Raw genomic sequence first — 25,983 nt, forward strand, 5'->3', positions numbered from 1 at the left:
GAACTTCTAATCGTACCGTAGTGGAATTGAAATAAAACTTGACCATTCAAATGCAAAACTTTAACCACGCTTCTAATCGTACCGTAGTGGAATTGAAATCTTTACGTTCAGCATCATTACGCTCCTTTTCAATTTCTTCTAATCGTACCGTAGTGGAATTGAAATTTTGATAACTTGCCCAAACAGTTCTATAGGGGTAATACTTCTAATCGTACCGTAGTGGAATTGAAATAAATTCATAATACTATAATACATAGCGCCGGAGGAACTTCTAATCGTACCGTAGTGGAATTGAAATTTCTAATTAGTGTACCGGTATCGTCTACGACAAACCCTTCTAATCGTACCGTAGTGGAATTGAAATTCTGGATGCGCTGGAACAGCAGAATCAGGAGTTGCACTTCTAATCGTACCGTAGTGGAATTGAAATGATATAGTAAATTTATCGGATGCCGTATAAGCAGAGCTTCTAATCGTACCGTAGTGGAATTGAAATTTTGTCGAAGGTGAAACCTATACGGTTTTTCATCGGCTTCTAATCGTACCGTAGTGGAATTGAAATTGATGACTAGACCAGGCGATGGGCTAATCAACTGCCCTTCTAATCGTACCGTAGTGGAATTGAAATTAGTAACAGGACTGGGGCCTAACAGGAGAATAGGGCTTCTAATCGTACCGTAGTGGAATTGAAATAGGAATAAACCCGCCCGGAGGGATAGGTAAACTAGTCTTCTAATCGTACCGTAGTGGAATTGAAATTTGTGACGGATACCGCCGATCCGCCAGGAGGTGTCTTCTAATCGTACCGTAGTGGAATTGAAATATGAGTCGGCGCTGGGCATTGTGGTGCGGGTAAACTCTTCTAATCGTACCGTAGTGGAATTGAAATTCTGAGGGCGGTTCGATCCACGTTTCAGACCCTTCACTTCTAATCGTACCGTAGTGGAATTGAAATTTTGGCCTCGACCAGTAGCTCCATTCGGTTGTACCACTTCTAATCGTACCGTAGTGGAATTGAAATAATTTTGAAGACAAGTTTTATCTCACGGACGGGCGTCTTCTAATCGTACCGTAGTGGAATTGAAATGTCATTAAGGGCTGGGAGCAAATGGGCATGGTGCACTTCTAATCGTACCGTAGTGGAATTGAAATGGCAATACCGGCGCGGGTACGGTCACGCTGGCCCCCTTCTAATCGTACCGTAGTGGAATTGAAATCAATTTGATAAGTTTGGTAAACTGCCGATCAGTAGTCTTCTAATCGTACCGTAGTGGAATTGGAATAAAGGGATTCGGGCCTGAAACAAGCCAAAGTTGTCCTTCTAATCGTACCGTAGTGGAATTGAAATGTAACTGAGTCATTGGCAATTACTTGATCATGAATTCTTCTAATCGTACCGTAGTGGAATTGAAATAACAATCCTTAATCTACAGTACCAAAAATACAATACTTCTAATCGTACCGTAGTGGAATTGAAATACGCTAAACAGGCTCGAATTTAGCGAACCAGCACACTTCTAATCGTACCGTAGTGGAATTGAAATATGATATTGATTCGCTGGTTTCTGATTTTGAGGAACTTCTAATCGTACCGTAGTGGAATTGAAATACAGGAATCCAAAACTCAGACGCTATAGCAACCTGACTTCTAATCGTACCGTAGTGGAATTGAAATATATTACCCGGCCCAACATGGACCAGGACCAGGGGGCTTCTAATCGTACCGTAGTGGAATTGAAATTCTGCCTGGTGCCATGAAGATTATGGCAGCCGCAACCTTCTAATCGTACCGTAGTGGAATTGAAATGGTTCGCGTCGTAACGAGTAGACCAGATGGTCTGGCTTCTAATCGTACCGTAGTGGAATTGAAATACGGGAAAGCCTACCGGGAAAACCAGGGGCGGCTGACTTCTAATCGTACCGTAGTGGAATTGAAATCAAAGCTGATCACCTCCTGGGCATCGCCTACGTTTTCCTTCTAATCGTACCGTAGTGGAATTGAAATCTGATGGCGGCTGGCTTCTGGTCGCGCTACAACCGGGCTTCTAATCGTACCGTAGTGGAATTGGAATTTTAATAGCTACAAGGCTCGTTTTGATCGCATGGCTTTAAGGTGATGTAACGAACTGTCAGCTGCCAATGCCTTATATTCCTTGGACTCAAGCGCATAAATCGCCATTTTCCCTTCAGCATCATAATGAATCCCCCAGCCATATCGCTTCGGTAGAGGGGAGGAGCGTAGACAGGGCTGCCCTTTTGAAAAAAAGGTTTGTCGGGCTTCCTCCCGTTCGCTATCGATCAGTTCATGCTTTTCAGCGTATATGTCGAACAGAACGTCGTCGGATGTGTACACGTATGGATTCTTACGGATAAGCTCAAATTGTAAGCTGGCTACCGAGCGTTTCTCGTCTTTTTGCGGAGGTGCTTCTCCCTGAAGGGCCGGGCTATCGTCGGCTACTTCAATGAATGTGTTGATGTAATTCGTCGTATGGAGTTTCATAGCGGTTGATCGTTAGCAGGACTGTCAAAACCATTTCTGCAACAAAGAAAACCACGACCTGCGACAACCCTATGTCAGTAGTGACTAAAAGAGGTTAATACAGAGATCCACAAAATAGGAGCGAGTGGGAATAAGCGATAGGCTATTTTATCGTATAATCATGCTCTGTAATAGTAACTGCTCCAGGAGCAGTGCCTATCTTTGCCGAAAAAACAGCCATGAATGAGCGTTTCAAGATATGGCTCAAGCGCGTAGGTTGGCTGGGCTTTTTGTTTTTTCTGATTAAAGGCCTGCTTTGGCTAATTATTCCTTACTTGATTGCAAAGGGTGTTTTCTCTAAGTAGTTACTTATAAAATGGTTTATAGTTTAAGGTTTGTGGTTCAGGCTATTGCACTGAAAACCATAAACCCCAAACCATAAACCAGTCCAATTAATGATGATGACCACCGGGGCCGTGAACGTGCCCGTGTGCTAATTCCTCTGCGGTAGCTTCCCGAACCTCTACCACTTCAACGTCGAAGTGGAGGTTTTGGTCGGCAAGTGGATGATTGCCGTCAACCGTTACTGTATCAGGGCCAACGTTGGTTACAGTAATCAACTCGCCCTGGTTGGTCTGGAACTGCATTCCTACCTCTACCGGCTGTCCACCAAAAGCCTGCTTGGGCACTTCCTGAATAAGTTCTGGATTGCGTACACCGTAGCCTTTTTCGGGGGCGACATCTATTTTAGCCTTATCACCTTTTACTTTTCCTTCGAGCCCATCTTCCATACCTGGAATCAGATTGCCTTTGCCGTGCAGGTAGTAGAGGGGATCGCGGCCTTCGCTGGAATCTAGAATAGTGCCCGCATCATCGCGCAGGGTATAATGAATAGCCGCTACTTTGTGTTTCGAGATTTGCATATGATAAACTGTATCGATTGGTTTTAGTAAGAAACAATCGACATGCAAAGTTGGGTTTATTCCCTGAAAATAATTAATTGTTGGAAAACAATTACAGACACGTTGGTAAGTTTATCGAGCTATCGAGCACCTGTTTTTTAGTTCTTAATACTGCTTCGGTAAGCCAGTCGGGCGGCCAATCCGTAGTTTTAGATCCATAAACTACCGTTTACGAAATATTTTTCGCTCCTCTACCGTTAGGTTGAAACCGGTGTGTGTGACATTGGGGCTTATTCCATAGAATAAGTCGATTTATTATCTACCATAAAAACTCGACTATGAATTCAAAATCGTTTTTCGGCTGGGCACTGGCAGTCGCCCTTTTCGTAGGAGTAGATGCTGCAACCATGGCTCAGGGCCAGAATTCGGCAACGCAACCCTCAACCGCCAGCACGATGGGTATGCCCGGAAGTGCGTTGAAATCGGGCGTGTCAACTGGAAAGGATTTAACGATTAGCGCGGCAAAATCGGCCGATCATACTGTTTTGTTTCGGGCGTTACGTGTATCGGGTCTAACCGAACAGGCGAGTAGCAAAGGGCCTTATACCGTTTTTGCACCTACCAACGAGGCCTTCGATAAATTGCCCGCTGGAACGGTCGATGAACTGATGAAACCAGCCGCTAAGCAAAAACTGGTTAAGTTACTGGCCTATCACGTTGTGAAAGGTAAACTTACCTCCGACCAGCTTCAGGATGGGCAAAAGCTCAAAACCGTTACGGGCGGAATATTAACCGTAGGTAAGCAGGGCGACGCTGTCACCATTACCGATGGAGCCGGAAATACGGCCACCGTGAACGCAGCCGATGTGGAAACAACCAATGGCATTGTTCATTCTATAGATACCGTTTTGATGCCTGCCGTCAGTACGAAGTAAGTGTTAATTGGTTTGCAACAATACCGCCAGCCGTATCCTCAGTTGGCGGTATTGTTATATATAGCAGTCGGAAACATTACGTATCCGTACGGGTTAATGTTAAGACAACAGAGTTTAAGTAATTAGCTAACTCGGAAGGAGAACGTTATGGAAAACGAAGAAAAAGAAGACATCATTCGGGCAAAGCAGGCCATTTCGCCCGCAGGACTGGGCGATCAGTCGGTTGAAGGAACGAGCGGCCCCGGTAGTGAAATCGACCCGGAAGAACTGGCTCCCGACGCACTTGAAGACGAGTATATGGATGGAGACGAACCGGGCGATAATGTACGTATGATGCATCCAAACCGGAATCCTAATCCCAAACCCGATATTGACAAACCGCCATATAGTTAGCAGTCTGGCACTGATTAGCAAGCGCCCTTATCGAATCGGTAAGGGTGTTTTTGCGTTTTTAGGGGAATAAATGCCGGATCGGCTAACCTTAGGGGCTAATTAGTTGTTTTATATGAAGCTACACTCAACGTGAAAATGGAAAAACGTAAACTATGGATTGGTGCCGCCGTTGTGGTCGCATTAGTCGTTCTATTCTTTGTTGGTCGGGAAATCAGTAACTGGCAACAGAACAAGCAGGCTGCCAGCACCGAGCAGGCACAACAGAAGCGCATGGTAGCGCAGGCAAAACAAACGCTGCATCAGGTATGTCGATACGCCGATTCGGTTGGTATCGATACGAGCCGTTTTACCGTCGCTACGTCGGCTACGTTCGACGAAATCACCAGCAAGACACACCAGCTTTTGATGGAAGCCCGCTACGGTAAGAAACCATCTATGATGGTGTTTGATGGGCTGGACGAAAAGCTGGATTCGGCCTGGGTTGCCAAAGCCGATACGTCGTTTACACCGTCTTTGCTGAGCAATACGTCGTTTATGCCGTATAAACAGCTGGTTGGGCATTACAACCGGCTCCGTAATCAATCTAAAAACAACCCGGCCATTGCCGATTCGTTACGTCTGGTTCGGCAGACGCTAAATTTTTATCGGTATATCAACCGGTTCGAGCCAGATCGGTTTGTGCTGGTGAATATTCCGGCGGGGGAATTGAACGTACTGGATAAAACCGGCCGGCATATGCTCCCCGCCATGAGGGTGATTGCGGGAAAGAAAGACAAGCGGACTCCCTGTATGACTACGTACATCAAAGATATTGTGGCCTATCCCTACTGGAACGTACCCAAGAGTATTGCCACGAAAGAAATGCTGCCGAAGATTCAGAAAGACGTGGCATTTCTGTACAACCAGAACCTGGAGGTGCTGGATAGTCGTAACAAGGTCGTTGATCCGGAAGATGTAGACTGGAACGAATTATCGGAAACGAACTTCCCGTACCGGATTCGGCAGGCTTCGGGTTGTGAGAATTCGCTGGGACTAATCAAGTTCGATCTCGAGAATCCGCTGGCTATTTATCTGCACGACACGAACGGACGGGATCTGTTTACGGTCACCAACGACCGCTGGCGTAGTCATGGCTGTGTTCGCGTTCAGAAGCCCGTTGAGCTGGCCAACTTTGTGCTCGGGAAGGAAACGTTCGACGCTGGTTTTATGAACCGCTGCTTAATTGATCAGAAACCGCAGACGTTATCGATTCCTAAACCATTTCCAGTGTTTATTACCTACAATGTGGCCGATGTGGACGCGGCCGGCCGACTTCGTTTCTACAAGGATGTGTATGAAGTAGCAAAATAAAAAAGGGCAGAAGGCAAACAAAATGACCTGTTTGCCAATTACTACCTTGGTTTGAATCGTCTGGCCATCAGCGGAGTCGTGTTCTGGCGCTGTTTAATCTGAGTCAAGAATACTTCACGCTGCTGATTATCAGGCGATTTTGTTTGGGAAGCATCAAGAGTAATTTTTCTACTACGTAGTCGTATGCTACTTAATCCTAATTTGAAATTTGCCCGCATGATTCTGATCACCTGGAAGGTCGATCTGATTATGATTGCCTTATGCATCGTGGCCTACTGGGTTGAGGTTCATGTTCTGAAAGAATATGTTCATATCCCGGCCGCCATTCCAACGCTTATGGGCACAGCCATCGCTTTTTTTGTGGGCTTTAACAATAATCAGGCTTACGATCGCTGGTGGGAAGCCCGCACCATTTGGGGGGGAATTGTGAATGATTCCCGATCCTGGACCCGCAGCGTATTGTTTTACTCGTTGGGAGCGCAAACGGACTCTAAACTATTCAGCGACCGTTTTGACGAAGCCCAGGCGATTCCGTATCGGATGATTAAACGGCATCTGAGTTTTCTGTACGCGCTGAAACGATCGCTGCGTGGTTCTGGCGAAGAAGACTACAAAACGTATCTGGAAGAGGCCGATCAGAAAACGGTTGCCCGTTTCACGAATATACCGTCGGCCTTGCTGGATTTGCAGAATCAGGACTTGCAGTTGCTGCGGGAACGGAATCAGGTCGATGGTTACGCCTTTCTGGCGCTCAATGACCTGATCGTTCGATTCAGCGATGGGATGGGTAAATGCGAACGGATTAAGACAACGGTTTTCCCCGTAACCTACATCTATTTTACGAGGGTCTTCATCTGGATGCTTATTACGTTATTGACTATGGTCATTGCTGATGAAGCTGGAGCCTGGTCGATCGCTCTGGGGTGGTTAGTCGGGTTTGTTTTTCACGTAACGCATATCAATGGGCTGAGCCTGATGAATCCCTTCGATGGAAATCCAGCCAGTATTTCGTTGAACGCGATTGTACGTACTATTGAAATCAATACGCTGGAAACGCTTAAGAATCCACAGGTACCGGCTCCCGTAGAAGCTGTTAATGGGGAGTATATTCTGTGAGGAAATGAAAATGCTACGTCGGACAGGTTCTGGCTGTTTCGACGTAGCATTGTTGATGAGAATTGACCTATAACGAGGCTATTGCATTCGTCAGGTACGCTGAATTTTTGAGGTAGTTATCATTAGGGGCATACACAAACAGGCACGTGCCACCTTTTACCAATTCGATGATGTTTTTGGAGTCGGCATACGGTACGGCCGGGCATCCCTGACTACGACCTAACCGACCGTTTTTGCGAATAAAATCTTCACAGACATAATCGGCCCCGTGCAAAACGATGTTCCGGTTGTAGACATTGTCGTTAAATCCTTTTTCGAGTCCTTTCAATTGCAGCGAAAGGCCGTGTTTGCCCATATACGTGTTGAGCGTCTGATAAAATCCCAGACTACTCTGAAAGGATGAGTTCGTGTTTGAAAATTGCGTGGCCATCAGATCGCCTGAGTTCTGCCCGTGCGATACATACGTATTAAACAACAGCTTTTTGTTGACCAGATCGACAATATATAACCGTTTTTTGTTGGACGGCTGGCTCAAATCAACAATCGATATGATTGATTTAGTTGTATCCGTCTTTTGCCACCCACGCAAAGCGTACTCAAAAACGTTTTTCTGCAAACCAGAATGGGCCAGATTGAGTTGATCATATACATCAAGCCGCGAAAATGTTTTCTTGGCAGGAACAGGCTCTACAACAGGCGAAGCGGCTACGACTTTACGAGTAGATTTGAATCCGGTGGTTGCCAGATAAGCTAATCCAAAAACAACCAGAAGCCAAACGACTTTCTTCATAAGCACAAGTGTATATTGTATGGGTTTTATGAGGAAATGTACTAATAAAACCTGAATCAGCTCGTTTTAATTCGCTGAAAGGCTATCTTTTTGCTTTTAACCGTAAGTATGAACTCCTACGAAGAATCCGTTCGGGCGGAAGTGGTTCGCTGGCAACAAGCCATGCAGAAACCGCCGTCGAGGTTCGGAAAGCTGTCTACGTCGCTGCAAAAGCGGATAAATCGGATCATTCCCCAACGTATTCATAAACTGATAACCGCCACCATCAAGCAGATGACCCGAGCGGTTTTATTTGGTGCCGAATTTTTAACCCGGCTGCCCGAACCGGGTCTTACACTGCCGCAACGTGAGTCGACGGTGATTTCCCGAATCGATTTTTATCGAAAAGCGGGTGCGGCAGAAGGAGGGGTAACGGGGGCGGGTGGTATATGGCTTGGTCTGGCCGATTTTCCGCTTCTGTTAGGGCTAAAGATGAAAATGCTTTTTGAGATTGCGGCTCTGTATGGCCATTCGGTGGCTGACTACAAAGAGCGGGTCTATATCCTGTATATTTTTCAGTTGGCATTTTCGAGCCAGGAGCGTCGACAAGTGGTATATCAGCACATTGTGAACTGGGAAGAGCACAGTCGTCAGCTCCCCGACGATATCAATCAGTTCGATTGGCTTACGTTTCAGCAGGAGTACCGCGATTATATTGATCTGGCGAAGATGGCCCAGCTTGTTCCGGGTATTGGGGCGGCTGTGGGCATTGTGGCTAATTATCAGTTGATCAGTCAGCTTGGTCGTACGGCCATGAATGCGTATCGAATGCGTTGGCTGGAAGAAAATAAGGCAAAGCTAAATCAAGGTTAATTAGCCAGTGATCGTAGCCTGGTGCGTCAGAAGGTATAAATAGCCTGCATCTGCAAACCAAGCTCGAATGTGCGGAAGTTGGTGCGGGCACCGCCCAGCCGCCCCAGCCGATACGTAACGGTTGGTTGACCCGTCAAGGCAATTTGTGAATTTACCTGATAAATACCGCCGGCACCCAGCATAAAATTGAATACCGGTCCCGACTCTGAATCCAGCCGTAGCTGTTGCGTCGATTCTCCGGCGCGGGAAGCCACAATGCGGGCGCTGAGTGGAATATCGATCAGGGGGCCAAAGGAATAAAACGGCGAGAGCGTATGCTCTGATGATCGGTAATTGAAAAGAATAGGAAGTCGAATGGATCGATAACGTACGCTGGATGCTCCTTCGCCCGCCAAAGCCAGGCGCTCGGTTCGAATGGCCTGATAACGGAACCAGAGCCCGGTTGCAATCGACCATTGGGACGCGTAATTGTAGTAAGCGGTTATGCCCGCCAGATAACCCAGCGATCCTTTATTCCCCGCTAATAAAACAGGCTCAACCACCTGCCCATCGCTGTCTGGAAATAGATAATGACTCGTGTAATTCGTATTGGTGTACAGGGGCGTAATGGTTGCTGAAACGGACAGCTTGTCCTGACCAAAAACAGATAACGTAGTGAGCGAAATGAGCAGAAATAACGTAGCCGATCGTTTGGTCATAGGGGAATTTGACGTGGTTTTTCAGTGAATTAAACTAAAAAAGGGCGCAGACTCCAAGTCTGCGCCCTTTTTCTGAGCTAATTAACGACTATTTCATGGCGTCGTTGATAGCTGTTATTTTAGTCAGATGCTCCTGTAACGTAGGAACCGTTTTTTCGGCAAAGGCCTTTATTTCAGGGTCTTTAGCGCCAATGGCGGCCTCTTTGAAATCATCAACATCTTCCTTATGGTCATCGACCATCATGCTGACATATTTTTTATCGAACTCTTTACCCGACAGTTTGGCCAGTTCATCAACATGTTTCTGATGATCTTCGCCCAGAGTAGCTGGTAGAATTATATTTTTGCTGGCCGCCAGGGCTTTCAGTTCTTCATTCGCTTTCGAGTGATCTTTAACCATCATGGCCCCGAAGTCTTTTACGGCCTGGTTCTGCGATTTTTCTTGAGCCATACGGCCTAGTTCAACCTCCATCATGCCTCCGCTCGCTGCTTTTACGGCAAATTCAGCATCGTCGTCGTCAGAGGTTTTTAACTCCTCGTTAGCCTGTTCGGCACGTTCTGTACTGTCTTTGTTTTCGCTGCTACCACACGATTGCATAGTAAGGCCGCTCGCTACGAACAGGGCCAGAAGAATGGTCTTTTTCATGATGTTTATTTTTTATAACGTTGATATATAGAACTTTACATAAAACACGAATTGGCACGTATTGTTTGATCCAGGGCCGATGAGTTAATTTGACAGCCATTTGTAATTTCTTTATCTGTTTGATTGCCAGCTGATTTATATGCTCTTTTTATTCCTCAGTATTTTACTTTCCGTCGTATTGCTGTTAAACTTTCGGCTGTTTCCTCGCTACGAAATCAATACGTTTCAGGCCATTGTTTTTAACTATTTTGTTTGTTTCCTGACGGGCTATCTATTGCTGCCTGAGGGGCAATCGGTTTCCATTGATTTATCGCAAACCTGGACCTGGCTTGCGCTCGGATTAGGCGTTGGTTTTATCCTGACATTCCTCTTGTCGGGGCTTTCAACGCAACGTATCGGCATTACGGCTACGTCGCTGGCCAATAATTTATCGCTGGTTATTCCGGTCTGTTTCAGTTTGTTTGTGTTCCAGACAGGTGGCAAAACATTTGATAGTTTCAATTATCTGGGGTTAGTGTTGGCGGTGGTAGCGGTGGGCCTGAGTACCTATAAAAAAGAGCCAGCGCCGACATCCGACCCGGATGGATCAACGGCTACGTATCCGCACAAAGCCAGGCTATCGGGTGCTACGTTGCTGCTACCTGTTGCGGTATTTCTGTTATATGGAGCTACCAATACGATCATCAACTACATGAATATCCATTATATCGCATCGTCGGGTAATACGGTTGTCGTTATGTTGACCATGATAATGGGGGCTATCGTAGCGGGAACGATTATGTTAGGCGTTCGCCTGATTCGGGGTCAGGAAAAAATTGTTGTACGAAACCTGATTGGTGCCGTAACGTTGGGTGTACCTAACTTCCTGAGTTTTTACACCTTACTGCTAGCCTTGTCGCAGTTCGGGGGTAATGGGGCCTTTGTGTATCCGCTCTACAATATTGGGGTAATTCTGGTGGCGGCTTTGCTGGCTGCGCTGTTTTTTCGGGAAAAGCTGTCTACGGCCAACCGAATAGGTTTGGTATTGGCCGTACTGGCTATTGCGCTAATATCCTGGCAGGAGCTGCTACTCTGATCGTAGGCCGAGCTTGTAAGACTGTTACGTCCGCAGATGGTTCAAACGAACATAGCAGATTGCCGTCAGTTCTTCGGTTATTGGCCTTCTACCGTATAAGTGATCCTGATCTGTCGCTTTCCTCGATTATCGGGCGGGCTTATCGATATGGTTTCGACCGATACACTTTTATTGGCCAATACCTGCTTCACGTAATTGATGTCGGAAGTTGGCTGTTCGTTTAAGTAATACGTAACAGTACCGGCTGGATAATCGAAAATGTTTATTCTCCGACTCCGGCTATACGTATCAGCGTTTGGACGGTAATCGATAATCTCGTTTTGGGTCGGCTTAATCTGCCGATACGTCGGAAAGAGCGTATCCCGTTTTGTCTGCGCGCTAACCCTGTAAAAAGAACCGCAGAAGACAAGAATCAGGGCTAGCAGATAACGTAGCATGAGAAGTAAGCGGTCTTGAAAAAGACACTACCCCTGCTAAAAGTTGCCGTCTGCTATATACGTAACTCGTAGCAAGGGTAGATAGTCCGTGCATAGATACAACGCACGTAAATGGGTGGTAGTATATGGCTACAGGCAGTTTTGTTACATCGTTGATCGACTATACTACGTATCGCTTTACGGTTTTGCCGCTGTGCTATCGGCTTTACGTTTGGCGTCTTCTTTGGCTTTTTTCTTGAAGAAACCACGTAACAGGAAATTACTTTGAGCCGCTTTCAGGTCTTCGTTCAGTAGCACAGTGCCCTGATTCAGATTGCGTAACGTAGCGCGCAGGTTGGTAGCAGCCTCCTGGTCCGTAAGCAGCACACCAAGCGGACTATTCGTATTATTCAGCTTTTCTGACGCCTGATTTAGGTTGGTAGAAGCCCGTTTTAAATTAGAAACAGCCTGATCGGCGGAGCTGGCTGCACTCTCGAGCTTAGTAGCTGAACGACTCAGCCGACGAAATACGCTCGTATCGGCCACCAGTTCGTTCGCCAACGTACCGCGCGTGTTGAGTTTAGACGCAAACAAAGAAACGGAGTTTGTGATCTTGGCCGTATTATCGGATGCCCGTTCCAGATTTTGCATCGCGCGTTTGAAGTTTCCGGCAACAATCGAATCGGTCAATACGGCTCCGACAGTTCCCTTGCCACGCTTAAGATTACCAACTAACTCTTTAAAATCGTTGGTTACCCGCAGAAGATTATTGTTGTTTTCCTGTAGAGTTTCCATAATCTGATCGGAGCTAAGCGCAGCCTGGGTTTGGAGTTTATCGCCATCTTCTACTTCTGGATGACTGTTGGTTCCCCCCGAAATCACGACGATTTTATTCCCGATCAAACCGTCGGAACCAATACTCGCCACGGCGTCTTTGCGAATGTATTGCTGCGAACTCTGCTCAACGTTCATATCGACCTCAACCTGTGCGTTGCTGTAAATACTGACGCGCTTAACCGTGCCGACTTTTACGCCCGAAAACCAGACGTTATTACCGGCTTTCAAACCAGATACATCCTTGAAAACAGCAACAAGTTGTATACTTTTAGTGAAGCGTTTTTGCTGACCGCCCAGCACAAACACCCCTGCAATGAAGATGACGATACCGAGCAGGACAAAAATGCCAACGATAACGGCGCGTTTATTAGATTCTGTGCTCATATATAGTGTGTAGTGCTTCGCAACGTAAGAGTTAGTGGCGTTTATTACTCTCCAACCACTAAGGACGAATACTGTTTTAATTGATAAAGTTGTAATTATAAAACTGCTGAACGCGCTCGTCGGAGTCGGCAAATACTTCCTCGAATGTACCCACTCGTTCAAAACGACCATCCAGAAGCATAGCTATTCTATCGCCGGTGGTTTTAGCGCAGGTCAGATCGTGCGTAATAATGATCGACGTAGCCTTGAATCGTTCTTTCACTTCGTTGATCAGGTTATTGATTTCGATACTCGTAATGGGGTCGAGACCAGCCGTCGGTTCGTCGTACAGCATAATTTCTGGCTTCAGCATCAGCGTACGGGCAATGCCGATCCGCTTGCGCTGACCACCCGATAACTCGGAGGGCATCTGGTTGATGGTCTGCGACAGACCAACGTCGTCCAGCGCTTCTTCAACGGCCCGGTCAATTTCGCCCTGGGTCAGATTCCGTACGTTTCGGATGAGCGGAAATTCGAGATTTTCGCGAATGCTCATACTGTCGTACAGCGCACTGCTCTGAAACGAAAAGCCAACTTTCTGCCTGAACTCGTCCAGTTCCTGACCCCGTAATTGTTCAACATCCTGACCCAGTACCATAACCCTACCCGTATCGGGCTTGAGCAGGCCAACAATAATTTTAATCAATACCGATTTGCCCGTACCAGAGCGCCCCAGTACCACTACGTTTTCGCCCCGATTAACGTCCAGGTCAATACCACGTAGTACGTGGAGGTCTCCAAACGATTTTTTTAAGCCATGAATACTGATAATAGGCTCAGTTTCGGAGGCTGATTGCCGGTCGGGCGATGGGTTGTTTTTATGTGTGTTGGAGGTTGCCAAGGATAGTAAATGGTTAGTTTCCCCGAATGGCACTTATGATCTGCAAGGAAAGCAGCTCTTCAATAAATACTAAAAACATGGCTGTCACAACGGATGAATTCGCAGCTTTGCCGACGCCTTCTGTACCTTTCGATGAATGATAGCCTTTGTAACAGCCAACCATGCCTATCGTAAAACCAAATACGACTGATTTTGTCAGAGAGGCAAAAATGTCGGTATACGTAATGGCACCGAAAACTTCCTGAAAAAATGACGTAAAGCTGGTTTGCTCATTCTGGTTGACATTCAGATAAGCCCCAAGCAAAGCCAAAAAAATCGTGTACATCGTTAGGACTGGAATGGTTACGGACGTAGCCAGAACCCGACTCACCACCAGGAACTTAAACGGGTTGGTGCCCGATACTTCCATGGCATCGATTTGTTCCGTTACGTTCATAGACCCCAATTCAGCGCCAATGCTGGAGCCGACTTTCCCCGATGCAATTAGCGCTGTTACGAGAGGCCCCAGAGCGCGCACAACAGCAATGGCAATCAGGGAAGGTAGCCAGGACGTAGCACCAAACTCGGATAGCGATGGTCTGGACTGGTTGGTAAACACGACCCCCGTAATAAAACCAGTGGTTGAAATCAGCAACAGCGAACGGTAGCCAACCTCGTAACACTGACGTATTATTTCCTTAAACTCATAGGGAGGTAGGACCGCTTCCCGAAAGAAGCGGGCAACAAAAGCCGATACGTCGGCCAGATTGGTAAAAAACTTGTCGAGCCGTCGGGTAACAACGGGTTTACTGGACGACTGATTGGTAGGAGTAGTGTCTGACTGCATTCAAGCGCGGACCGTATTACTGATCGAATTATCCTTATAACCGAAATAGGCTACAGGAGTTTTAATTTGATCTAAAGTCTTACTTGCTAAGTCGAATACAGTTGGAAAAGTTGCCTAAATAGCCGTAAAAAGCCAGTAGCCAGACGAGTTTTCGTCTGGCTACTGGTTGACGTAATCAGTAGAAGCGCTATGCTGCCTGCCGTAACTGGGTTTGCCAGAGTGGTAGATAAGCCGTTTGGGGCGCTGGCGACAGGAACGATGAATAATCATCGGGCCGGGACATCACTTCTTTATACAATAATACCCGATACAGATAATAACGAGTTTCGCGGGGAAGCTGCATCCGGTAGTAATCGCGGTGGGCCGACCGTTTTAGCTGATTCTTCATCAACCCTGGTCCGGCGTTATAAGCCGCAGCCACTAACGACCAGGAACCTAGCTGGTCGTACAGCTTACGCAAATACCGACAGGCGGCATCCGTGGCTTTATGCACGTTAAATCGCTCGTCGTTACGTCCACCGACGCGTAATCCCAGCGCACGGGCTGTTCCCGGCATCAGTTGCCAGTAACCAGCAGCACCCGCGCGGGAAACGGCTTTGGCTCGCAGCCCGCTTTCGGCCAGCGGGACGTAGCGAAAATCTTTTGGGATGTCATACTTTTCCAAAATGGGGTCGATGATTGGGAAAAACGTATCGGCCTTTTGCCGGAGATTGCCCATATCGGTGGCGTGGCTTTTGAACAGCGTAAACACATGCTTCCAGCGATCAACGACATCGTCTTGATCGAGAGGTAAGCATTCTCCGCAGAAATTGACATCGAGGAGAGGGAGTTCAGCCTTCGTAAGCGAAGTTTCCATCAAGGTATTGGTGGCCAGGGATCTTATTTCGTTTGATCGAGTGGCGTCTGATTGCGTAACAGCGCTAATTTTTGATGGATTCAGATTGGGAATTGGATGGGCGGTAAACTTCGCAGCGACCGTGATGGCCGGACGTATTACGGCCATCAATAAAGAAAATCCAACTTGCTTGAACAAAACTTAATCAGGATGGTACTGGGTTTATAACGGTCTTAGCACTTTAAATAGTTTATTGATAATCAATATTTTATATAGGTTTGGTGTTTTCTGTTCTATAATTTTAACCGTATGGGCAGCGAAGTGTCCTGATAATCACGACCTTAAAATAATGCAGGCGATAAACATTAAAATTGTTGGTAGATTATTCGATTTCGGTTCTTTTTTTACTATTTGACCAGTAATTAACCGGCATCTGCCATCTGTTTATACAAAAATGCCATTACGTTCCCAAGATTGGTTTGGCCGCACCGGCAAAGACGGCTTTATTTATCGTGCCTGGATGAAAAACCAGGGATTCCCACACCATGAGTTTGAAGGAAAACCCGTTATCGGTATCTGTAATACCTGGTCGGAGCTGACGCCCTGTAATGCTCATTTTCGCGAACTGGCGGAGGCCATCAAGCGGGGGGTGTGGGAAGCTGGTGGTTTCCCGCTGGAATTTCCGGTGATGTCGCTGGGCGAATGTCAGATTAAACCGACAGCTATGCTGTTTCGGAATCTGGCGAGCATGGACGTTGAGGAAAGTATTCGGGGAAATTCGCTCGATGCCGTCATTCTGATGTGTGGCTGCGATAAAACAACGCCTTCGCTCGTGATGGGGGCCTGCAGCGTCGACCTACCTACCCTGGTGGTGTCGGGAGGACCAATGTTGGCGGGTCGTTTTCAGGGACGAAAGATCGGAACCAGCGACCTCTGGCGATTTGCCGAAGCCTACAAGATGGGCGAGATGAGCCAGAGCGAATTTGTTGCTGCCGAAGCCAGTATGGCCCGTTCGCAGGGGCACTGTGCTGTGATGGGAACGGCCTCCACCATGGCCGCTATGGTTGAATCGCTGGGGCTGGCGTTACCTGACAATGCCACCATCCCGGCAGCTGACTCTCGTCGGAAAGTACTAGCCCACCTGACTGGTATACGGGCTGTTGAACTGGCGCGGGAAGGCATTACACCATCTAAAATTCTGACCCGGCAGGCTTTCGAAAACGCCATTATGGTGAATGCGGCCTTAGGTGGTTCAACGAACTTCATTCTACACCTGACCGCTATTGCCGGGCGCGTTGGGGTTGATCTGTCGCTGGATGATTTCGATACGTTGTCGGCAAAAATTCCATTACTGACGAATCTTCAGCCCTCTGGCGAACATTTTGTTGAGGATTTATTTTATGCTGGCGGATTGCCCGCTGTTATCCGGGAGCTTCGTGAGTATATCCATAATGATACGTTAACCGTTAATGGACGGACCTTAGGTGAGAATTGCGCCGAAGCACAGTGTTATGACCCTACGGTTATTGCCACGGTAGAAAAACCCTTCAAACCCGAATCGGGAATCGCTGTCTTACGAGGGAATCTCTGCCCGAATGGAGCGGTTCTGAAACCATCGGCCGCCACACCGGCTCTGATGAAGCATACAGGCCGGGCCGTTGTTTTTGAAAACATCGACGACTACAAAGCGCGTATCGATGATCCTGAGCTGGATGTTGACCCAACGTGTGTGCTTGTTATGAAGAATGTCGGCCCTAAGGGCTATCCGGGTATGCCAGAAGTGGGTAATATGCAGTTGCCGGCCAAAGTTCTGGCGCAGGGGGTTCATGATATGGTACGTATCTCGGATGGCCGTATGAGCGGTACAGGGTTTGGAACGGTTGTGCTGCACGTATCGCCCGAAGCGGCCGTTGGTGGAAACCTGGCCCTGGTGCAAAATGGTGATCTCATTACGCTTGATGTCGAGAATCGGAGCCTGCATCTGCACGTATCGGATGAAGAATTAGCCGGTCGTTTGGTTCATTTTAAACCGCTTGATTTGGGCTACGATCGTGGCTACGTCAATCTATACATTCGTCACGTTACCCAGGCGCACGAAGGTGCCGACTTTGACTTTTTGCGGGGAGCTTCAGGTAGTGAAGTAAAACGCGATTCGCATTAATCGTCAGCGGCCGAATCAGATTCGGCCGCTACCTCAAAAGTATCCATGACTTTACCATTTCATAACCAGACAGTACTTATTACCGGGGCAGGGCAGGGAATCGGATTTGCCATCGCTCGGACATTAGTTCGGCAGGGAGCCAACGTAGTACTTAATGACTTTGATGATACGTTGACTCTGCAAGCCGTGGAAGCCATTCGTCAGGATCGTGAAACTGAGCAGGCAGGAACCTGCATCGCCTGCGCAGGCGATGCGTCTGACGTTACGTTTATTGACAACATGGTCAAAACGGCCGTCGATACGTTTGGTTCGGTCGATATAGCCATTGCCAACGCGGGTATCACCATCTTCGGCGATATTTTTACCACAACGCCCGAGGCTTTTCAGAAAATTGTGAATCTGAATCTTCGGGGGAGCTTTTTCCTGGCGCAGACGGTAGCCAAACAAATGCGTGAGCAGGGCCGGGGCGGAAGTGTGTTGTTTATGTCGTCGGTGGTTGGGCATCAGGCTCACCCAGGATTACCTGTCTATAGCATGACCAAAGCCGGTCTTGAAATGCTGGCGAAACAACTGGTTATTGATTTTTCCCCTTTGGGAATTACAGTTAATGCCGTTGCGCCGGGCGCCACACAAACGGAGCGCACGCTGGACGATCCGTCTTACGTACCGATCTGGTCGCGGATTACGCCGATGGGGAGGCCCGCCACCGTCGATGATATAACCAATGCCGCTTTATTCCTGATTGCACCCGCATCCCGGCATATTACCGGCCAGAGCCTGGTTGTAGACGGAGGATGGACTAGTGTCAGTCCGCCACCGGTCGGGTAATTATCCGTAGAGCGTTACAACGTCCAGTAGTCATACTGCATATATCGGGCTGTTTCATCAGCTACCGCTTTGCCCAGAAGCTTGCCGACGGTGTAAAGCGACATATCAATACCGGCTGATATGCCCGCCGACGTAATGATTTTGCCATTATCGACGTAGCGTTCAGTGGGGAGAACCGTCGTGTTGGGCGCCAGTTGCGACAGACTGTCGATGGCCATATAATGCGTCGTGGCTGATAGCGAGTCGAGCAAGCCTGCCTTCGCCAATAACAAGGCACCGGTACAAACCGATAGCACCAGCTCCGCCGTTTCGGCCGACCGACGAATCCAGGCAAGCAACGGTTCGTTGTTTACCTCCCGTCGCGATCCGAAGGGTGTGCCATCGGTATGATAGCCCCCTCCACCAGGAATGACGATAATATCAGCTTTCGGATGGTCATTGAGCAGATATGTCGGGGTAATACATAACCCGTTTCGTGCGTAAACAGGACCTCGTTCTGCAACGGTAAAGACCTGAAAATGCGGATTGCCGGATACTTTTCCGGCAACGCCAAAAACCTCAAAAGGACCCGCAAAATCCAGTACTTCAATTTCGTTAAAAAGCAATATAGCGACTGTTCGCATGGGTGGGCTACGTTATTAGACAGATTAATTTCATAAATCATGAATCCTACATACGCCATGTCTCCAAGACATGGCGTATGTAGGATTCATGGAAAATTCACTTTTATTTTCTGCCCAACGTAATCAGGATGACGCCAATAAGGGCGATCCCGGCACCGATTAACGATTGACTGGAAAAAACTTCGCCAGCGAAAAATGTGCCCAATAACATAGCTACCACCGGGTTGACGAATGCGTAGGTAGAGAGCAATTGTGGAGGAGCCTTACGTGCCAGCCAGGCGTATGAAGAAAAACCAATGATGCTGCCAAAAATGACCAGGTAGAACATGGAGCCGATCGCTTTAGCCGGTGCATCAAAAATGCTGAATAACGTAACGGGCTCCATCACCAGACTGATCGGTAGCAGAACAAGGCCACCCACAATCATCTGTATGCCACTGGATATAGCGCCCGATGGTAACGACACCCGAGGGGAAAGCAACGTACCGATAGCCCAGGCAAAATTGCCGAAAGCCACCAGACTGGCCCCAACCAGATAGCCATGCGTATCGCCCGTGCCCTGCAACTTATCCGGCTTGATCAGAAAATAGATGCCAACTATACCAACCACCAATCCGGCCAGCGCCAGGTTGCTGGGGCGTTGCCGCCCAAACGAGACCCAGTTAAGTGTAAGCAGAAAAACAGGCAGTAAACCACCAAGCAAAGCCGCTATGCCACTCGGAATATACTGAAGCCCCAGCGATAGGCAGCCATTGGAGATAGCCAGCAGAATTACGCCAATCATTCCCGCCGATTGCCATTCGATCTTAGTGGCGCGGGGCGTTCCGGTAAGACGTGCGTAGGTATAGAGAATCGTTCCTGACACCATGTAGCGCATCGACACCATGTAGAGCGGAGGCATCTGTTCCGTCATAAAATGAATGAACAGGTACGTAGAACCCCACAGAATATAGACCGAAACTAAATTTGCCCAAAGTGCGACGCGACCAGGGCCATTGGCAACAGGAGAGGAAATAGCTTGCATGGCAATAGAGGTACTAATGCCGACTTAACACCAATATGTTCTATTTTTCTCCGTTGTTTGCCAGTTTTTTCTGCCTTTCTAAGATAGATTATGAAGATTCTAAGCAAAATTTTATTTGGTCAGTAGGTGACCTGCGTGTTGTTCGCTTCAAGCTGTTTAATATGAGCGGCATACGGGCTTTGTAATCCCTCGCGTCCCCAGAGTGGATTACTACCCAGATACACCTTCTTCAAACTACGTATCGATAATAACACAGTCGGAAATTCCTGTAAATTGTTGTTATTCAGATCAAGTTCTTCCAGGTTAGGGAGGGCGCTCAATACTGCGGGAGCCGTTGAAAACCAGTTATAGCCCAGATCAAGCGTTCGAAGGTTCTTCAGTTGTTGTAATTCCGCAGGGAGTTGGCTGATACGGTTATGATGGGCATATAAGACCTGAAGCCGACGTAGTTTCGCCAGCGATTTGTTTATTTCTTTCAGGTCGTTATGGGCAATGGCCAGTTGTTCTAGTTTCTTCAACCGGCTCAACTGCTTCGGTAGTTCGGTGAATTTGTTGTAGTACAAATCCAATACCGTCAGCCGTTTCATTCGACCAACACCCTTTGGTAACTGAGTTAGGCCTGCATTGTACAGGTTCAGATCGGTCAGCCGGCGAAGTCCCCGAAACTGGTTGCTGGTTAATTTCGCTACTTTGTTGTTGCCCATCCACAAGCTTTCGAGCCGCCGATTCAGACGTACCGATGCCGGAATTTGCGTTAGTTTGTTGCCCTGTAAATTCAGTGATATAAGATGTTTATTACGAGTAATGAAAACACTGTCGTTAGGAATAGCATTGTAAAGCACACTAAGTCGCTTGAGAGTGGGTATGTCGGCGGTCAGGCGAGCGGGGAGTTCATGCAGATTATTTTTTGACAAGTCCAGTTCTTCCAGATTAGGAAACTGGTAGACGACTTCCGGTACGTTGGTTAGATCCAACTGATTAAAAGCCAGCATTTTTACCGTGTCAGGTCGAGTTGTTTTCTGAGCCGCTTCTACCGTACTGATTATGCCGGAACCTCGCCGGACGGTACGGGGGCCAGCTACGGTTTGCCCGTATCCCATGAATTGCATGACTCTGAACGGAACGTTGCCAAGGGCCGGGTGTGATGTTGTCGAGTAAAAATCCTTTAGTACAGAAAGCATGCGGGTTTGTACCGAATCAGCGAGCGGACGGTCGGGCTGAATGAATACCCATTGTGCTTTGCCATCTGGTTGATAGTATTCGTGTAGAGCTATATAAAAGCCCTTCTTTGGAATGTCCTTTCGGTTCTTGATATAGGTTTCGAATTGCTTATGGGCAGCATATATAGCTTCCTGAGCAACTTTCGGTTTTGACTGAAATAAGGTAGTTAACGAAGGGTGCTGCTTATCGAGCGCTGCGGGACTGACGCCATAAGCCGTTGTATCTCGTAACAAGATCACCTTTACCTGCGCTTTAGCCGATAGCGCTACTAAGCCTGATAGTAAAAAAATAGCTAGCTTTTTCATGTGCAACGATGGTTATAGGTGTATGACTATATTTATAGTTAAATTCCATAAAAAAAACCAGGATTTAGCTGATTTTTGGATTAAAGAGATCTTTTTGTCGCTTCAAAGAAGCATTTTTGTCATCCCGACGCAGGAGGGATCTTCGGTAAATGGCTTGTACACGGGCGCTACCGAAGATCCCTCCTGCGTCGGGATGACAAAAACACACTGATTATAGCTTAATAATAGAAAGTTTAAACAGCTTTAATAACAAAACCCCCTTAATCCAAAAATCAGCTAAATCCTGGTTTAGTTTTTCTGACCGCCACTCACCGACGACGCAGGCTGTTTGTCGGAGAGTTTCTTGGCTGCTTTCACAAAGTCACCGGCCTGAATGATGGAGATTTTAGCGGGGTCGATATGCTTTTTCATGGCGGCATTGATTTGCTCGGCTGTCAGGCTGTTGATTTTCTTTTCGAAATCAGCATCCCAGGCCATGGTCCGGTTCAGGTAAAGATAGTTGTTGAGCGTACTCGTCAGACTTGGGTCCTGCGCCCGGCCAACCATCCGCGATTGCAGATAACCTGATTTAGCGGCTGCCAGCTCCTCGGCGGTGAAACCATCTTTCACCACTTTTTCCATTTCTTCCAGGAAGGCTTTCGTTAAACGCTCCGCATTTTCAGGGTTGTAAATGGCATACGTCATAAACACCCCTGTTTTGTCGAGTGGGTTCGCCTGAACCTGAGAACCGACACCGTAGCTAATACCTTCTTTCTGACGGATACGTACGGCCAAACGCGAGTTCAGGAAACCTCCTCCGAGCATATAGTTGCCCATAACGAGCGCTGGGTAATCGGGATCGTCGTCACGTAGCGGAATGTTTACACCGGCAACCAGAAAAGCATTGGCCTTATCAGGAGCCTCCAGTTTCTGGGGTGTTGGTTTTACATCATTGAACGGAGTAACCAACCGACTGAATGGCTTTTTGGCTTTCCAGGTGCCCAACTCGTCCATAATAATTTTCCGAACTGGGGCCTCATCAAAGTCGCCAACTACGGCGAGTGTTGAATTCTGAGCACCATAGAAATCTTTATGAAACTGTTTTAGATCGTCGAGTTTCATCGCTTTAACGTCGGCCACGTCTTCGTCGGGAGTCGATGTGTAGCGAATATCGTCTTTCGGATAAGGGCTCATCTGGCGCTGAAAAGCCGTGAACGCCAGCGACTGGGGTTCAGAGCGTTGCGCTTCAATCTGAGCCAGCTGCTCCTGCTTTAGCTTTTCGAATTCGTTGGGGTCGAAGGCCGGATGTTTTAAGATATCGCTGACGATACGTATAACGGCAGGCAGGTTCTCTTTGGTTGTTTTGATATTTACATTAACCTGATTGCCACCACCAAATACGCTAACCTGGGCCTTCAGTTTATCGAACTCATCCTTAATTTGCTGGCGAGAACGCGTAGTTGTGCCTTTGTCGAGCATTGAAGCGGTAAAGACCGAAATCGCGCTTTTGTTTTTCAGACTGTTTACATCGCCATAACGTAGCGTCAGCCGAGCGTTTACTTCATTGCCCCGAGTTGATTTAGGAAGCAAAGCCAATTCGATCGTATTGGGTTGCTCAACCCTGCGAGTACGTCCATCGATATTTGCCGGTGATGGATCAAACGCTTCGCCACTCGCAATAGCAGCACGACCTTTATAGTTTTTCACTAAAGCATCGATATCGGGTGCGTCGGGAACCTCAACCCGATCGGGTGTTTGTTCGGGAATAAACATCCCTACGGTGCGGTTCGATGGCTTGAAGTAGAACTTCGCTACGCGTTGTACATCGGCTGGCGTAACTTTTTCGAGTGCGTCGCGGTACAGGAAGCCAAGACGCCAGTCGCCGGTCGCAATGTATTCGCTCAGCGTACGGCCCAATCGTTCAACGTCTTTAAAACTCATTTCGACATCTTTCAGCAACTTCGCCTTAGCCCGTTCAACTTCATCTTTGGTAGGTGCTTTGATGGCTACTGAATCCAGCGTACCGAGCAAGGCTGCACGAGCCTCGTCAATGGATTTATCTTTCAGCAGTTCGGCCGCAAAGTACACGTAGCCAGGGTCTTTGGTCATGAACGAATAGCCGTATTGCTGTGAAGCCTTCTTCGTTTCGACCAGCGATTTATACAAGCGGCCACTGGGTTCATCTGTCAGAACACCCGTCAATACGTCCATCGTTGGATAATCGGGGTGCGAGCTGGGCATGATGTGATACAGCGCCGACACAACTTTAGTGTCGCCAACACGTCGTAACGACACTTCGCGCTCGCCATCCTGCGTAGGTTCAACACTATAGGTTGGCTGAAGAACACGGGTTGGTTTAGGAATTGGGCTAAAGTATTCGTTGACGAGTTGCAGTGTTTTGGCCTCATCGATTTTACCCGCCACGACCAGTACGGCATTATCAGGCTGGTAGTATTTTTTGTAAAAAGCCTGCAGGTTTTCAATGGGGACTTTTTCCAGGTCGGACCGGTTCCCGATGGTCGATTTACCGTAGTTGTGCCACAGATAAGCCGACGATACTACCCGTTCGTTCAGTACGTTCTGGGGCGAATTTTCCCGCATTTCGAATTCGTTACGTACCACCGAGAACTCTGTTTCAAGATCGCTTTTCTTGATGAATGAGTTGATCATCCGGTCGCTTTCGAGATCCAGCGCCCATTTCAGGTTTTCGTCGGTGGCCGCAAAGGTTTCGAAATAGTTCGTACGGTCGAGCCAGGTTGTACCATTGGGCCGGGCGCCGTGGGCCGTTAATTCCTGCGGAATATTGGTGTGCTTGGTCGATCCTTTGAACACCATGTGTTCCAGCAGGTGAGCCATCCCCGTTTCGCCCAGACCTTCATGCCGGGAGCCTACCAGATACGTAATGTTTACCGTAATGGTGGGTTTAGAAGGGTCGGGGAAAAGCAAAACTTTCAGGCCGTTTTTTAGCTGATATTCAGTAATGCCTTCCACAGAAGCTCCTTTGGTAACGCCAGCAGGCAGAGCGGAAGCGGCTTTGTCCTGCGCAGACGATAACGTTAAGCTGCCGACCAGCAGGGCTGCGGTCAACATGCTCTTGGGGGTACGCTTGTTCAGCGTAGCTATACGCATAGGGAGTAATGTTTAGTTGGGTACAAAGTTAACTATCCGTCTAGTTACAAAGAATGTACGTTTGTGGCAACGGTTATTATATATTTTTAACAAAAGCAAGGATGAATGGTAATAGCAGCAATTATCCTCTTCTAAAATGTTTGCTTAGGTAGATAGCTAAAAGAAATAGTAGCAGGGGTCAGAGCTCTATTAAGCCTATCGGATGGGCATTTTCGCTAAATCATCTTCTTCCTGATTTAAAAGTATATGTGTACTATATAATTTGTAAGTATTGAATTATATTTGGCTTTTTGAGTGTTTTGATTTATTTGTATATTAAACAGCCAAAAATGACTAGTTCTGTTGCCTTGTGTACATACAATGGGCAAAATTATATTGCACATCAACTAGAAAGTATATTGGCTCAAACTCAAGGTGTGGATGAGATCATTATATGCGATGATGGATCTATTGATAATACCACTAATATTATTGAAAGTTACAGGGTAAAACACCCAGATATTATTAAAATATATATTAACCCGAACAGACTTGGTATAATTAAAAATTTTGAGCATGCAATTAATCTATGCACAAAAGATGTAATATTTCTTTGTGACCAAGATGATATATGGCATGAAGATAAAGTAATACGTACTATAAATTTTTTTAAAAATAACGATGATAAGGATGCCGTTTTTCATAATTTAAGGCTGATGTTAAATGGCCAGATAATAAATCAGACATTGTGGGATACTGTATTTTTTTATGAAGAATGTAGAAGGCCAGAGAAATTAAATTGGTTTATAACTTATTTTAATAATGTTGTAACGGGGGCCGCTCTAGCAATACGTAAACCACATAAACCAATATTTATTAAAACAAATAACGTTAAAGTTAAAAAAGGGAGTCTTCCTTTTTTCTTGCATGACTACTTATTAGCATTAGACTATACACGTAGTAATAAGTTAGGTATTTTACATGAGTGTCTTGTAGATTATAGACTTCATAAATCACAAAATTCAGGCCTAAAAATAAGGAGACACAGCAACTTGTCTCCTTATGGCGTATTTAATAATACAAGTGTATCGGTGAAAGTTTGGTACATAAATAGGAGAATAAGAAAGCTTACACCTTACACGGATTTACATGTAGAAATTAGTATAGCTTTAGACCGTTTACGAGAAGAAAAGAATAGTTTATATAAACAGCTGGATCCTTTTTCTGAATGTATACCTTTATTGAAATATACAGCTAATAAAATTTATTCTATATTAGATCGATACCTTAATGCTATTCTAAATAAGTATAATTATTAAG

The 25,983-nt window shown here is 46.9% G+C and carries 23 protein-coding genes and 1 CRISPR repeat array; of the genes, 9 read left to right on the forward strand and 14 right to left on the reverse strand.

Annotated features, from left to right (window positions below; all coding sequences use genetic code 11):
• The first annotated feature begins 3 nt into the window (after positions 1-3).
• Positions 4-2,072: direct repeats of the CRISPR family, unit length 30 nt; unit sequence CTTCTAATCGTACCGTAGTGGAATTGAAAT.
• 8 nt (positions 2,073-2,080) lie between these two features.
• Both GK108_RS13065 and GK108_RS13070 read right to left on the reverse strand, forming a co-directional pair.
• Positions 2,081-2,500 (reverse strand): DUF6157 family protein, encoded by a 420-nt coding sequence (locus GK108_RS13065; RefSeq protein ID WP_163948607.1) that lies wholly within the window; start codon positions 2,498-2,500, stop codon positions 2,081-2,083.
• A 431-nt stretch (positions 2,501-2,931) separates the two neighbouring features.
• Positions 2,932-3,402, reverse strand: coding sequence for an FKBP-type peptidyl-prolyl cis-trans isomerase (locus GK108_RS13070; protein WP_163948610.1), 471 nt, complete (start codon positions 3,400-3,402; stop codon positions 2,932-2,934).
• A gap of 317 nt (positions 3,403-3,719) precedes the next feature.
• Between GK108_RS13070 and GK108_RS13075 the strand changes: the two genes are divergently transcribed.
• From GK108_RS13075 to GK108_RS13090, 4 genes are all read left to right on the forward strand, one after another.
• Positions 3,720-4,316, forward strand: a complete 597-nt coding sequence (locus GK108_RS13075) for a fasciclin domain-containing protein (protein ID WP_163948614.1) — start codon at positions 3,720-3,722, stop codon at positions 4,314-4,316.
• Positions 4,317-4,463: 147 nt separating this feature from the next.
• The gene (locus GK108_RS13080) at positions 4,464-4,709 is read left to right on the forward strand and encodes a hypothetical protein (protein ID WP_163948617.1); all 246 of its coding nucleotides are present in this window, start codon (positions 4,464-4,466) and stop codon (positions 4,707-4,709) included.
• 135 nt (positions 4,710-4,844) lie between these two features.
• Positions 4,845-6,059 carry a L,D-transpeptidase family protein gene (locus GK108_RS13085; protein WP_163948620.1) on the forward strand — a complete coding sequence of 405 codons (1,215 nt, stop codon included), beginning with the start codon at positions 4,845-4,847 and terminating at the stop codon, positions 6,057-6,059.
• A gap of 183 nt (positions 6,060-6,242) precedes the next feature.
• Positions 6,243-7,175 (forward strand): bestrophin family protein, encoded by a 933-nt coding sequence (locus GK108_RS13090; protein ID WP_163948624.1) that lies wholly within the window; start codon positions 6,243-6,245, stop codon positions 7,173-7,175.
• Between the two features lie 67 nt (positions 7,176-7,242).
• On the opposite strand, the gene GK108_RS13095 is transcribed toward GK108_RS13090, so the two are convergent.
• Positions 7,243-7,965, reverse strand: coding sequence for a murein L,D-transpeptidase catalytic domain family protein (locus GK108_RS13095; protein WP_163948628.1), 723 nt, complete (start codon positions 7,963-7,965; stop codon positions 7,243-7,245).
• A 108-nt stretch (positions 7,966-8,073) separates the two neighbouring features.
• Here GK108_RS13095 and GK108_RS13100 point away from each other — a divergent pair, with 108 nt between their 5' ends.
• Positions 8,074-8,817, forward strand: coding sequence for an EcsC family protein (locus GK108_RS13100; RefSeq protein WP_163948633.1), 744 nt, complete (start codon positions 8,074-8,076; stop codon positions 8,815-8,817).
• 26 nt (positions 8,818-8,843) lie between these two features.
• On the opposite strand, the gene GK108_RS13105 is transcribed toward GK108_RS13100, so the two are convergent.
• On the reverse strand, positions 8,844-9,515 hold the full coding sequence (locus tag GK108_RS13105; RefSeq protein WP_163948636.1) for a PorT family protein: 672 nt from the start codon (positions 9,513-9,515) through the stop codon (positions 8,844-8,846).
• 88 nt (positions 9,516-9,603) lie between these two features.
• Positions 9,604-10,161, reverse strand: coding sequence for a DUF4142 domain-containing protein (locus GK108_RS13110; RefSeq protein ID WP_163948639.1), 558 nt, complete (start codon positions 10,159-10,161; stop codon positions 9,604-9,606).
• 139 nt (positions 10,162-10,300) lie between these two features.
• Here GK108_RS13110 and GK108_RS13115 point away from each other — a divergent pair, with 139 nt between their 5' ends.
• Complete coding sequence (locus GK108_RS13115; RefSeq protein WP_163948643.1) at positions 10,301-11,236, forward strand: EamA/RhaT family transporter; 936 nt, start codon at positions 10,301-10,303, stop codon at positions 11,234-11,236.
• 77 nt (positions 11,237-11,313) lie between these two features.
• On the opposite strand, the gene GK108_RS13120 is transcribed toward GK108_RS13115, so the two are convergent.
• The 5 genes from GK108_RS13120 to GK108_RS13140 form a co-directional block, all read right to left on the reverse strand.
• On the reverse strand, positions 11,314-11,673 hold the full coding sequence (locus tag GK108_RS13120) for a hypothetical protein (protein WP_163948646.1): 360 nt from the start codon (positions 11,671-11,673) through the stop codon (positions 11,314-11,316).
• 177 nt (positions 11,674-11,850) lie between these two features.
• Complete coding sequence (locus tag GK108_RS13125; RefSeq protein ID WP_163948649.1) at positions 11,851-12,873, reverse strand: MlaD family protein; 1,023 nt, start codon at positions 12,871-12,873, stop codon at positions 11,851-11,853.
• Positions 12,874-12,949: 76 nt separating this feature from the next.
• The gene (locus tag GK108_RS13130; RefSeq protein ID WP_163949663.1) at positions 12,950-13,684 is read right to left on the reverse strand and encodes an ABC transporter ATP-binding protein; all 735 of its coding nucleotides are present in this window, start codon (positions 13,682-13,684) and stop codon (positions 12,950-12,952) included.
• An 82-nt stretch (positions 13,685-13,766) separates the two neighbouring features.
• Positions 13,767-14,579 (reverse strand): MlaE family ABC transporter permease, encoded by an 813-nt coding sequence (locus tag GK108_RS13135; protein WP_163948652.1) that lies wholly within the window; start codon positions 14,577-14,579, stop codon positions 13,767-13,769.
• A 187-nt stretch (positions 14,580-14,766) separates the two neighbouring features.
• Positions 14,767-15,612: a lytic transglycosylase domain-containing protein gene (locus tag GK108_RS13140; protein ID WP_317166520.1), complete on the reverse strand. Its 846-nt coding sequence runs from the start codon at positions 15,610-15,612 to the stop codon at positions 14,767-14,769.
• Between the two features lie 256 nt (positions 15,613-15,868).
• On the opposite strand from GK108_RS13140, the gene GK108_RS13145 reads away from it, so the two are divergent.
• Complete coding sequence (locus GK108_RS13145; protein WP_163948655.1) at positions 15,869-17,575, forward strand: IlvD/Edd family dehydratase; 1,707 nt, start codon at positions 15,869-15,871, stop codon at positions 17,573-17,575.
• 45 nt (positions 17,576-17,620) lie between these two features.
• The gene (locus GK108_RS13150; RefSeq protein ID WP_163948659.1) at positions 17,621-18,403 is read left to right on the forward strand and encodes an SDR family NAD(P)-dependent oxidoreductase; all 783 of its coding nucleotides are present in this window, start codon (positions 17,621-17,623) and stop codon (positions 18,401-18,403) included.
• A 14-nt stretch (positions 18,404-18,417) separates the two neighbouring features.
• On the opposite strand, the gene GK108_RS13155 is transcribed toward GK108_RS13150, so the two are convergent.
• The 4 genes from GK108_RS13155 to GK108_RS13170 all read right to left on the reverse strand — a co-directional run bounded on the left by GK108_RS13155 (position 18,418) and on the right by GK108_RS13170 (position 24,684).
• On the reverse strand, positions 18,418-19,026 hold the full coding sequence (locus GK108_RS13155) for a DJ-1/PfpI family protein (RefSeq protein ID WP_163948662.1): 609 nt from the start codon (positions 19,024-19,026) through the stop codon (positions 18,418-18,420).
• 103 nt (positions 19,027-19,129) lie between these two features.
• Entirely contained in the window at positions 19,130-20,050 is a 921-nt protein-coding gene (locus tag GK108_RS13160; RefSeq protein ID WP_163948665.1) for an EamA family transporter, read from the reverse strand.
• Positions 20,051-20,169: 119 nt separating this feature from the next.
• Positions 20,170-21,576: a leucine-rich repeat domain-containing protein gene (locus GK108_RS13165; RefSeq protein ID WP_163948667.1), complete on the reverse strand. Its 1,407-nt coding sequence runs from the start codon at positions 21,574-21,576 to the stop codon at positions 20,170-20,172.
• 288 nt (positions 21,577-21,864) lie between these two features.
• Entirely contained in the window at positions 21,865-24,684 is a 2,820-nt protein-coding gene (locus tag GK108_RS13170) for a M16 family metallopeptidase (protein WP_163948671.1), read from the reverse strand.
• Positions 24,685-25,013: 329 nt separating this feature from the next.
• On the opposite strand from GK108_RS13170, the gene GK108_RS13175 reads away from it, so the two are divergent.
• Positions 25,014-25,982, forward strand: a complete 969-nt coding sequence (locus GK108_RS13175) for a glycosyltransferase (protein ID WP_163948704.1) — start codon at positions 25,014-25,016, stop codon at positions 25,980-25,982.
• Position 25,983: the final 1 nt, after the last annotated feature.

The organism is Spirosoma terrae, assembly GCF_010435915.1.
Taxonomy (GTDB): domain Bacteria; phylum Bacteroidota; class Bacteroidia; order Cytophagales; family Spirosomataceae; genus Spirosoma; species Spirosoma terrae.

Bases quoted from the DNA above. Each gene is read 5' to 3' on its own strand.
- GK108_RS13065 (WP_163948607.1), bottom strand. From the start codon at position 2,500: ATGAAACTCCATACGACGAATTACATCAACACATTCATTGAAGTAGCC.
- GK108_RS13070 (WP_163948610.1), bottom strand. From the start codon at position 3,402: ATGCAAATCTCGAAACACAAAGTAGCGGCTATTCATTATACCCTGCGC.
- GK108_RS13075 (WP_163948614.1), top strand. From the start codon at position 3,720: ATGAATTCAAAATCGTTTTTCGGCTGGGCACTGGCAGTCGCCCTTTTC.
- GK108_RS13080 (WP_163948617.1), top strand. From the start codon at position 4,464: ATGGAAAACGAAGAAAAAGAAGACATCATTCGGGCAAAGCAGGCCATT.
- GK108_RS13085 (WP_163948620.1), top strand. From the start codon at position 4,845: ATGGAAAAACGTAAACTATGGATTGGTGCCGCCGTTGTGGTCGCATTA.
- GK108_RS13090 (WP_163948624.1), top strand. From the start codon at position 6,243: ATGCTACTTAATCCTAATTTGAAATTTGCCCGCATGATTCTGATCACC.
- GK108_RS13095 (WP_163948628.1), bottom strand. From the start codon at position 7,965: ATGAAGAAAGTCGTTTGGCTTCTGGTTGTTTTTGGATTAGCTTATCTG.
- GK108_RS13100 (WP_163948633.1), top strand. From the start codon at position 8,074: ATGAACTCCTACGAAGAATCCGTTCGGGCGGAAGTGGTTCGCTGGCAA.
- GK108_RS13105 (WP_163948636.1), bottom strand. From the start codon at position 9,515: ATGACCAAACGATCGGCTACGTTATTTCTGCTCATTTCGCTCACTACG.
- GK108_RS13110 (WP_163948639.1), bottom strand. From the start codon at position 10,161: ATGAAAAAGACCATTCTTCTGGCCCTGTTCGTAGCGAGCGGCCTTACT.
- GK108_RS13115 (WP_163948643.1), top strand. From the start codon at position 10,301: ATGCTCTTTTTATTCCTCAGTATTTTACTTTCCGTCGTATTGCTGTTA.
- GK108_RS13120 (WP_163948646.1), bottom strand. From the start codon at position 11,673: ATGCTACGTTATCTGCTAGCCCTGATTCTTGTCTTCTGCGGTTCTTTT.
- GK108_RS13125 (WP_163948649.1), bottom strand. From the start codon at position 12,873: ATGAGCACAGAATCTAATAAACGCGCCGTTATCGTTGGCATTTTTGTC.
- GK108_RS13135 (WP_163948652.1), bottom strand. From the start codon at position 14,579: ATGCAGTCAGACACTACTCCTACCAATCAGTCGTCCAGTAAACCCGTT.
- GK108_RS13145 (WP_163948655.1), top strand. From the start codon at position 15,869: ATGCCATTACGTTCCCAAGATTGGTTTGGCCGCACCGGCAAAGACGGC.
- GK108_RS13150 (WP_163948659.1), top strand. From the start codon at position 17,621: ATGACTTTACCATTTCATAACCAGACAGTACTTATTACCGGGGCAGGG.
- GK108_RS13155 (WP_163948662.1), bottom strand. From the start codon at position 19,026: ATGCGAACAGTCGCTATATTGCTTTTTAACGAAATTGAAGTACTGGAT.
- GK108_RS13160 (WP_163948665.1), bottom strand. From the start codon at position 20,050: ATGCAAGCTATTTCCTCTCCTGTTGCCAATGGCCCTGGTCGCGTCGCA.
- GK108_RS13165 (WP_163948667.1), bottom strand. From the start codon at position 21,576: ATGAAAAAGCTAGCTATTTTTTTACTATCAGGCTTAGTAGCGCTATCG.
- GK108_RS13170 (WP_163948671.1), bottom strand. From the start codon at position 24,684: ATGCGTATAGCTACGCTGAACAAGCGTACCCCCAAGAGCATGTTGACC.
- GK108_RS13175 (WP_163948704.1), top strand. From the start codon at position 25,014: ATGACTAGTTCTGTTGCCTTGTGTACATACAATGGGCAAAATTATATT.